Source organism: bacterium (assembly GCA_036382775.1).
GTDB lineage: Bacteria > Hydrothermota > Tepidihabitantia > SM23-42 > JAOAFX01 > DASVHD01.
Genome location: DASVHD010000043.1, coordinates 1 through 8,954, shown reverse-complemented (window position 1 = coordinate 8,954; position 8,954 = coordinate 1). Strand labels below are relative to the sequence as shown.

At 49.9% G+C, this 8,954-nt stretch carries 8 protein-coding genes, 1 other RNA gene and 1 riboswitch; of the genes, 1 reads left to right on the top strand and 8 read right to left on the bottom strand.

The window, feature by feature from the left end:
- The 4 genes from VF399_11120 to rnpB all read right to left on the bottom strand — a co-directional run.
- Positions 1-382: clostripain-related cysteine peptidase (locus VF399_11120; GenBank protein ID HEX7320891.1), on the bottom strand; the 382-nt coding region annotated here is incomplete at its 3' end.
- A gap of 52 nt (positions 383-434) precedes the next feature.
- A complete protein-coding gene (locus VF399_11115) occupies positions 435-1,049 on the bottom strand; it encodes a polyphenol oxidase family protein (GenBank protein HEX7320890.1) in 615 nt (204 codons plus the stop codon).
- Between the two features lie 6 nt (positions 1,050-1,055).
- Complete coding sequence (recJ, locus tag VF399_11110; GenBank protein ID HEX7320889.1) at positions 1,056-2,747, bottom strand: single-stranded-DNA-specific exonuclease RecJ; 1,692 nt, start codon at positions 2,745-2,747, stop codon at positions 1,056-1,058.
- A gap of 181 nt (positions 2,748-2,928) precedes the next feature.
- Positions 2,929-3,299: RNase P RNA component class A (gene rnpB / locus VF399_11105), an RNA gene on the bottom strand.
- Between the two features lie 225 nt (positions 3,300-3,524).
- Here rnpB and VF399_11100 point away from each other — a divergent pair.
- Positions 3,525-4,451 (top strand): methyltransferase domain-containing protein, encoded by a 927-nt coding sequence (locus VF399_11100; GenBank protein ID HEX7320888.1) that lies wholly within the window; start codon positions 3,525-3,527, stop codon positions 4,449-4,451.
- Between the two features lie 278 nt (positions 4,452-4,729).
- Here the strand turns inward: VF399_11100 and VF399_11095 are convergent, their stop codons facing one another.
- The 4 genes from VF399_11095 to VF399_11080 form a co-directional block, all read right to left on the bottom strand.
- Positions 4,730-6,727, bottom strand: coding sequence for a TonB-dependent receptor (locus VF399_11095; protein HEX7320887.1), 1,998 nt, complete (start codon positions 6,725-6,727; stop codon positions 4,730-4,732).
- Positions 6,728-6,754: 27 nt separating this feature from the next.
- A riboswitch (cobalamin riboswitch) is annotated at positions 6,755-6,981 on the bottom strand.
- Between the two features lie 143 nt (positions 6,982-7,124).
- Positions 7,125-8,168 carry a low-specificity L-threonine aldolase gene (ltaE, locus tag VF399_11090; protein ID HEX7320886.1) on the bottom strand — a complete coding sequence of 348 codons (1,044 nt, stop codon included), beginning with the start codon at positions 8,166-8,168 and terminating at the stop codon, positions 7,125-7,127.
- Between the two features lie 58 nt (positions 8,169-8,226).
- Positions 8,227-8,607, bottom strand: coding sequence for a hypothetical protein (locus VF399_11085; protein HEX7320885.1), 381 nt, complete (start codon positions 8,605-8,607; stop codon positions 8,227-8,229).
- A 58-nt stretch (positions 8,608-8,665) separates the two neighbouring features.
- The coding region (locus tag VF399_11080; protein HEX7320884.1) for a T9SS type A sorting domain-containing protein at positions 8,666-8,954 on the bottom strand (289 nt) is incomplete at its 5' end.

Genomic DNA, 8,954 nt, shown 5'->3' with positions numbered 1-8,954 from the left:
AACTCCGGCGCGGCGCCGCGGTCCAACCCGTGCCGTGGTCCCATAGTATCAGCATGTACCGGTCAGCCGGGAATTCACGGATCGTGCCTTCGATGAAATCGCTTAAGGTTTTGGGATCGCACATATCGATAATACCCAGTGCGCCAAGATTGTAAACGCTGCCGCCGGTGATCTGCAGATAATTAGCGCCCGTGCCGGGTTTGTCGAGCTGGGCAATCACCGCGACCGCGTCATCATCAAAGTTGGCCGTGCGCATTTCCACGATATCCGAATCGGCCCATGCACTAAGGTCATTATCCGCGGCCATGTAGACCATGACCGTCCAGCCACGGGCAAAGAACAGGCAGGGGAGAAGCAGGGCAAACGCGAACCGTCGAGCCACGGTCTATTTTACCAGAATAACCGGTCGAGTCAACATGACGGATTCAACTGTGTCATTCATGGATGATCAGGGCGTAGTTCCGCTTATACCGGTCGCCCCGGCGAAAGGAGTAGAAATATTCCGGGTGGCATTTTGTGCACAGGTCCAGCGATGAGAGGAGCCGCGAAGGCCCGAGCTGCCCGATGACCGCTTTTTTAAGGTCCAGATAAGTTTTTGCTCCGCGGGCTATGACCGCCTCAGGCAGATCGCTGAACTGGAGTGCCACGTCATCTTTTACCTCATAACAGCACGGCCCGATCGACGCGCCAAGGCAGTATGTGTAGTCGCCCAGCATTTTAGCCGCCTTGACCGCTAATCCCTTAGCGATCGAGCGCCAGCCGCAGTGAATGATGCATATGCGATCAGGTCCAAACATGAATACCGGCAGGCAGTCAGCCACTTTGACCCCCACGTTCACTTTCCGGGCAGTTAAGAGGCCATCGCCAGTCCGGTTCTGATCGTGGTCGATGTCAATGATGATATCTGAATGTACCTGCTTGAGCAGGACTGGATCATAGGTTTTCAATAGTGATTCGGCGCCGTGGATCGTGGATTGTATACAACTGACCGCGGTGCAGGAGAGTTGAAAATACTTCAGTTCATTTTTTTCGACCAGATGCCACGTCATCTGCTGCTATTGTTCGATCGTCATATCTTTGATCTTCAGGACAACTTTATGTTTTGGCGTGTATGAATCCTCACTCACCGAGTAAAGGCAGTCAATATAGGTTTTTCCGGGTTTGATCGCAAGGATGTGCTCGGCTTGGCGAAAAGCCTTTACATCCAATACCTTTCCCTGTTTTCGCAACGCGAACATCAGGGTATCATAGCCGACTACGCGGGGTACACCAACAACTTCACAATGCTCGCACCGGAAAACGGGTTGGGGGTTCTCAATGCCGGTAGGTTCAAAATATTTAAGGAAAAAGATCACGTCTTCGGTGAGGTCCGGGATATCCAGTTCCAGATCATAGAAACGCCGCTTTTGGAACAGATCATCGCTGAAATATGCGGCATACTCATTGATCCTTTTACTGAGGTTTTCAATGTAGTCGGGCTTGAGTTCGAGCCCTGCCGCCTGCTTATGCCCGCCGAACTTCACGAGCAGGTCAGAACATGACTTTAGCCCGGCCGTAATATCGAATCCGGGGATTGACCGGCAAGAGCCCTTGGCGCTGTCTTTTTTTATTGCCAGAAGCACGGCAGGCCGGCTATATTCCTCAGCGATCCTTGAAGCCACGATCCCGATGACCCCTTCGTGCCATTGTTCATGACCGATCACGATGACGCGGCGAGCGCCGAGTCCCTTCTGTTCGATCATGGTACGGGCCTGCTCAAGTATCGTTTTCTCGATCTGTTGCCGCTCCTGGTTATCACGCGTCAGGTTCTGGGCAAGTTCCTGCGCCCGGCTGCGATCCCGGGTGAGCAAAAGCTCGAGCGCTTCCTGGGCGTCGCGCAAGCGTCCGCAGGCGTTCAGACGGGGACCGATTATGAACCCAAGATGATAAGATGTGACCCCGTGGTCGATCTTGGCCTCGGCCAGCAGCGCCCTGAAGCCTTCTTTTGCGCTGTCTCTTATCTTTTTCAATCCGGTCTTCACCAGCACGCGGTTCTCATTTATGAGGGGTGCCACATCGGCAACGGTGCCGAGGGCGACCAGGTCAAGGTCCTGGAAAAGGTCTTCGACCGGCAGTTCAAGGCGTTTGTAAACGGCCTGGACAACCTTGAACGCGACACCGACGCCGGCAAGTTCCTTGAATGGATAAGCGCTTTGGATAAGTTTGGGGTTCACAACAGCAATCGCCTGGGGTAGTTCAGGTCCTGGTTCATGATGATCGCAGATGATCGTATCGATCTTTTTCTGCGCTGCGTACGTCACCTCGGCGTTTGCCGTGATGCCGCAGTCGGCCGTGATCACAAGCGAACAGTCTTTTTGCACGGCATGATCAATGCCCTGCATGGACACGCCATACCCTTCTGCAAAACGATTGGGGAGAAAGGTCTCTGTCCTGGCACCCAGGTTTTGCAGATGGAGGCTGAGGAGCGCGACCGCGGTTATCCCATCGGTGTCGTAGTCGCCGTGCAATAAGACCTTTTCTTTGTTCTTGCAGGCTTGGATAATGCGTTTAACCGCCTTGTCAATGTCCGGCAGCAAAAATGGATCGTGCAGGTCATCCAGGGTAGGCGCGAAGAATTTTTCGATCTTTTCCGTGGTGTCGTAACCCCGGGTTTTCAATATCTGGACTATTACTTTTGGTATCGTCTTACCCCTGACCTCGAGTTCGCTGGCATCAGCGGTTTTGTTTTTTTTAATCCATTCGGTCATGGGATCGTGAAAAAGAATACATAAAATACATTGTTCTGTCAATGATATACACCCCCACCTTTGATAATAACCTTAAATACAAAACCCTCACCTTATTCCTCTCCCTTAGAAAGGGAGAGGGTAGGGGTGAGGGATGATTGGTATTTGAAATTTGATATTGTTTAGGATTTTGTTTTCAGAGAATTTGGGGTGACCGGTAAGCCGGGTTCTGTCGAGGATAGCCATTTCTCTTGTTCCGGCGTCGCCGCCGGAATCTTTGCGACCTACCTGTCCCGTGCCAGCCTTGCGGCGGGCGAAACGGGCAGCTTCGTACGGGACTGCTTGGTTTTGCTTCGGATGGGGTTTGCCATGCCCCTGGTGTTGCCACCAGGGCGGTGAGCTCTTACCTCGCCATTTCACCCTTGCTGATCCCATATAGGACAGCGGTATATTTTCTGTGGCACTTTCCGCACGATCGCTCGCGCCTTCCCGTTAGGAAGCATCCTGCCCTTTGAAGCCCGGACTTTCCTCACCATGCTCTTTCGAGCATGATGCGGCTATCTGGTCACCCCAATTCACGTATTGTTAAACGGTTATGGGCATCGATGCCCGATAAAAGATTCAAAGACCAATCATGCACTGCTTGTTACGCCATATTATACGACAACTATTTAGATCTGTCAAGCACCGACCAGAAATCAACTGAGCGAAGCGTGTATTGACATCGGTTGAAATGATTTTATAATGAGCTAGTGAGGTTTGTTTAAATGGCAATCTGGTGCCCTAAGGAAATATAATATGAAAAACAAAAATAAAAAAATTGACTGGTCAAGCAAACAACGCAGGCAATCGCTGATCGATACCCGCAGATACCTGTGGCGGGAGGATACGATAGAAAAAATCGCAAAGTGGATAGATTTACGACATGGCATGTGTGTTCTTGATGTGGGCTGTGGGCTTGGTTATTTGGGATATACTTTTTGGCCTTTCTTTAAAAAAAGTGGAAGGTATATCGGTGTTGATATCAATCCAAAATTACTGCTGGAAACGAAAAAGACTGCAAAGATCTGGGCGAAGAGAAAGCCATTTGTTATTACTGGTGATTCATATAAATTACCGCTTATGAGCAATAGTGTTGATTGTGTCATGTGTCAAACACTTCTTATTCATCTTAAAAATCCAGCAAATGTACTCGGTGAATTCTTCCGGGTAGTGAAACCGGGCGGTAATGTTGTTTGCATGGAACCAGACAATGATTCCTGGCGCGGTTATAATTCATTGCCTGTACTTAGCATAGATGATATATGCCTACTGTATGAATTTAAACTGAGGTCGAATAGGGCGCGTATTAAACAGGGGATGGGTGATTATACACTGGGGATGAAGATACTCCATCTGATGAAAAAAACGGGATTTAAACATCTTGATGCAAGGCAGAATGATATGGTTTACATTCTAGAGTCACCATATGATAGCCAGGCGCAACAAAGCCAGTTTAAGATGTTAAGGAATCAAGTGGTTGGCAAAAAGAAAAGCCGTAAATCTTGGATAGAGGAAGAAAAAAAGTTATATCTTGCTGGTGGAGGCAAAATAAGAAAATTCAATCGCATAGTGAGGATATATAACAATCAACTTGCAGTAATGAAAAGGCAAGTCAAGAATCGTGAATATTTCCGTTGTCTTGCCGGGTCGTTCTATATTGCAAAAGGAACAAAACCTGAATGAGCTCACATGACGAAGAGTATATTTGTGAGATTGCTTCTCCCGTATTTATTTAAGTACGGGATCGTATGAAATTCTGACAATCACCCCCACCTTTATCCTCTCTCCCTGCGGGGACACCAGTTATTATCCCCCCACCCTTGCCCTCCCCCACAAGGGGGGAGGAAAAAGAAGATGGTATAATGCTGCCATCAAGGGGGAGGGAAGGCGGGGAAGCGGTTTGACGACGCAGGCAGTGACTGGATTCCGTGTCAGGCACGGAATGACAAATTTTATGGCTTCTAATACCAGCTTAACTGGAAGCAATATGTGCGACCGGGCATGGGATAGTCCAGATCGGTCGTAGAATTACCGAACTGGGTTGCGTATTTAGCGTCAAAGATATTCCGCACGCTTAAAGTAGCATCCAGTTTCTGCCATAACTTTCTGCTCGCTATGACCGTGGCGACATTGTAGCGCTTTAAGGATTTCGTATCCATGGAAATTTCCGGGTATGCAGTCCAGTTCTCATAGTAGTTCAGTCGGTCTGAAGTATATGAATCGATTAAGGTCAGCAATATATCCCCGGGAGTCAAAATCGTAAGTTTCAAGGAAAATTCAATCTGCGGTGTGAATGCCGCATCTCGTTCAATGTCGCGAAATTCGTTGTGAGTCGTATCGGCCATCCAGTCATAATAGGAATACACCAGTTCGCGATTATTCTGCGTCGATTTGATGAAGGTCATGGAGCCGGCAACGCTTATACGTTCATTTATTTGGTGCCGGACCTGCGCGTCGCATCCTTTTATCGACAGGACATTCAGGTTCTGTGGTTTCCACAGGCCGTCTTGCCCCGGCATCCAGGTTATCCTATCCTTGATGTCCCGCATGTACAAAGACAGATCAGCAGAAGTCGTGGTTAAAGGCGTGTACTCGCATCCAAATTCGTATGCGTTCCCGGATTCTGGTTTAAGGTCCGGGTTGCCATTGACCGGCCAGTAAAGGTCGTTGAATCCGGGCGCGCGAAATGCCCTGCCTGCTGACAAAGTCAGTCTGAGTCTTGATGCCGGACGCGCGATCAGCCCGATCTGCGGGGAGATAAACCCGCCATATTTTGAATTATCATCATACCGGAAGCTGGGACTGATCGAAAACATTTTGAAAACAGGAACAAAGCCGGATAACCAGACGCCGTAGTTGAGCGCCGACGCGTGCCACGTCGTATCACCGGTCTGGGCCGATGCTTTACGGGCTTTAAGACTATCCTGGCGCAGGTCAAAACCAATGACCATGTGAAGATCCTGCCGGGAATATTCACCTGACAAATTCAACCCCAGCGTGGTAAGGTCATAAGTATAATCCTCAATGACTTCCTGTATGAAAAAGTATTTTGTATGGTATTTTTGGACCATCAAGTTTGAGTATCCGCTTGCGTTGAGCGCCAGACCGGGGATGATGTTATAAGAAAGCTCCAGCGAACCGTAGCCCATGCGGTCGCTTTGACGGTCGAATTTCGACGTGGTAGTGCTGTCACCGAAAACTGGAGCATAATGAATGCTGTCAACCAGGGGAACCGGACCGGGAATTCCGTAATCCCGGCCTGTGACGGCAGCATGCGCCGCGATGTTGAATTTTTTATAATCATAGGCAATGAGACTTCTGACAAAGGCTGATGAAAAATCGCTGTTCGTACGCGTTCCCTGACCGCCGGTCTTCGCGCCGTCAAGAGAAAAACGGAAGTTTCCCGCCGGCATCTGGAAGCACAGCGAATAATCTGTGCTTTCAAACGGCGAGTCAAGGTCAGTGGTCCGGTTCGCGATCTTCGCGCTTGCCTGTAAGGAGTCAAAACGCTGGTCAGTTATCACGTTGACCAGTCCACCCATGCCATTGGCGCCATAGAGGCTGGACGCGGGTCCTTTCATGATCTCTACCCGCTTTACCGCATTGATGTCGATCACGCTCAGGTCCGCGATCCCGGTGAGCGCCGAGTTCAAAGGCAGGCCGTCGACCAGGACCAGGACGCCGGACGAAGGGATACCGCGGATCGTGATCGTCGAGACTTCGCCCGCGCCGTAATCTCTTACGTCAATGCCCGGATCATTCGACAAGGACAATAAGTCGGCCACGCTCGATGCCGCGGTATGCCGTATCTCATCCTCATCAATGAGTACGGTCGCCAGCGCGATGTCACTTAGTTTTGCCGGATAGCGCGGAGCTGTGACCAGGACAGTGTCCAGGGTCAGGTACGATCCCTGTGATGATAGTATGACCGGTAACAGAAAAAAGAATGCCTTGAACATGTTTCCTCCTTTCGTCTGAAGGGATTTCTGTTATTGTTAAGGGCGGATAGGTCTCCTGGCTTGTCCGGTCATGACCAGCCTTCCCGGTGCTCACATCAGCACTAGTGGCTTATAATAGGTGGTCAGGACATGAAAAAATTAGCTGGCATTTATATACAGTTATATTTTTTTTCTAACGCCAGCGGCATCACAGTAGCGGCGACTGCGGCCGATTTGCACGGCACTTCCCTTAGATCCGCACCTGGAGGATTATATACGCAAAATACTGCTCTGTCAATATATTTTACTATTTCAAATATGAACGGCATTGCATTTCGTTATTTGGTCAATTGACCAAGTGATGCTTAAGGAAATCGTAGATGAAGAGCTATTGATTTAAAAGTGTGCCGGGTCAGTTTTAAGGTTTTTGTTCCATGACCGAGCGCAGGGTTTTCAGCGCCAGGTCAATGTCCCCGGCTTCGATGCCGTAATGCGTTACCATCCGATACCGTCGCGGACCGGTGAGCAGGAATTTGACGCCCTGCTCCTGCATTTCAGAAACCAGATCGGCTGGTTTGAACCGGTCGGTCTTTATGTCAAAATAAAGTATATTTGTATGCACCGTGGACGGGTCGATCGATAGGCCGACTATCTGCGCGATGCCCTGAGCAAGACGCTGGGCATTGGCGTGGTCATCGGCCAGGCGGCCGACCATTTTATTCAGAGCCACGATGCCGCAGGCTGCCAGGATACCGGTCTGCCGCATACCACCGCCTACTATTTTACGCGTGCGGCGCGCTTCCTTGATGTATTCTTTTGTGCCGCAGACGGCTGAGCCGATCGGGCATGACAAGCCCTTGGAAAGACAGAAAGAGACCGAATCCACATGCCGGGTAAATTCATTCACGTTTTTTTTCAACGCCACTGCCGCGTTGAAAATGCGGGCGCCGTCAAGGTGCAGGCGCAGGCCATGGCGCCGGCAGATGTCAGACACCGATGTTATGTATTCCGGTGTCAGGACCGCGCCGTCGCAGCGGTTGTGCGTGTTTTCCAGGCAGACCAGCCGCGTACGCGGATAATGCACGTTGTCCCCGCGGACCGCGCTTTCGATGTCTTCCAGTTTCAAAGTACCGTCAGGCTGATTGGGAATAACGTGCGGGTTAATGCCGCCGAGCGCCGCCATACCGCCGGCTTCGTTCAAGAATATATGCGACATATCGCCAAGTATCGCCTCGGTGCCGCGACCGCAATGGGTGAGTGTCGACACGAGGTTTGCCATGGTTCCGCTGGCAACGAGCATGGCCGCTTCGGTGCCGATCCTGCGCGCGGCGATCTCCTCGAACTCGATCGTCGTAGGGTCATCCTCGAACACGTCGTCGCCCAGCTTAGCCGAAGCTATGGCTTCGTACATTTCCTTTGTTGGCAGTGTGACCGTATCGCTGCGGAGGTCAATTATTTTCATGCCTATATTTTAGGAAAAAAAAGAGTAAAGTCAATGACTGGGAAAACTGGTATGGAAATTAATGGTTTTTCTTAAGGTTTTCGATATAAGCGATTGCTTCTTCGCGAGTGTTGAAGATATTCGAATCAAGATCAGCTTTTAGCGAGCTGGTCCGGACCGTCATCCGCGACACATCATTGCTTCCCCAGCGGGCAAAGCCCAGGAGATAATGACCGACCGCGGTCTTGGCGGTCTTGCCGTAATATGCTGCGACTGCCGCATGCACGCGCAGGTCATCGATATTGCTGATCATGTAGAATTTTTTACCTATTTGCTCAAAATATTTCCGGTGTTCTTCAAAGAATTCATCCACATCGGCTTCGGTCTTAACATCGCAGTGATCCACAGTGAACACGATATTCTTAACTGGGTCATACTCAAAAACTACATGGCCGGGCATTCAAACCTCCTTGCATTAAATTATATACAGGCAAAAAGTCCTGTCAATCAGGAAAACGCTACTTTAGGACCACGCATTTATTATAGTAATACCGGTCATTGACCGAAGTTTTGATCACATAAACGCCAGACACAAAATCGTTAGCGTTCATATTCACTATGTGAGGGCCTTGGTTTAGATATCCAATCGCCTGCTTTCCTACGCACCGGCCTGCCGCATCATAAATGCTGATTTGTACGCGGGCGTCGTCTGCTAATGTGATATGCAGGGTTAAACACAACCTGACCAGGTTAGATCCTAGATATACCTGGTCTAAAATCTGCGTTCGCTGGCCACTCTCGGCGATA

Excerpts from the sequence above, each read along its gene's own strand:
- VF399_11100 (HEX7320888.1), top strand. The coding sequence starts at position 3,525 with ATGAAAAACAAAAATAAAAAAATTGACTGGTCAAGCAAACAACGCAGG.
- VF399_11085 (HEX7320885.1), bottom strand. The coding sequence starts at position 8,607 with ATGCCCGGCCATGTAGTTTTTGAGTATGACCCAGTTAAGAATATCGTG.
- recJ (HEX7320889.1), bottom strand. The coding sequence starts at position 2,747 with ATGACCGAATGGATTAAAAAAAACAAAACCGCTGATGCCAGCGAACTC.
- ltaE (HEX7320886.1), bottom strand. The coding sequence starts at position 8,168 with ATGAAAATAATTGACCTCCGCAGCGATACGGTCACACTGCCAACAAAG.
- VF399_11095 (HEX7320887.1), bottom strand. The coding sequence starts at position 6,727 with ATGTTCAAGGCATTCTTTTTTCTGTTACCGGTCATACTATCATCACAG.
- VF399_11115 (HEX7320890.1), bottom strand. The coding sequence starts at position 1,049 with ATGACGTGGCATCTGGTCGAAAAAAATGAACTGAAGTATTTTCAACTC.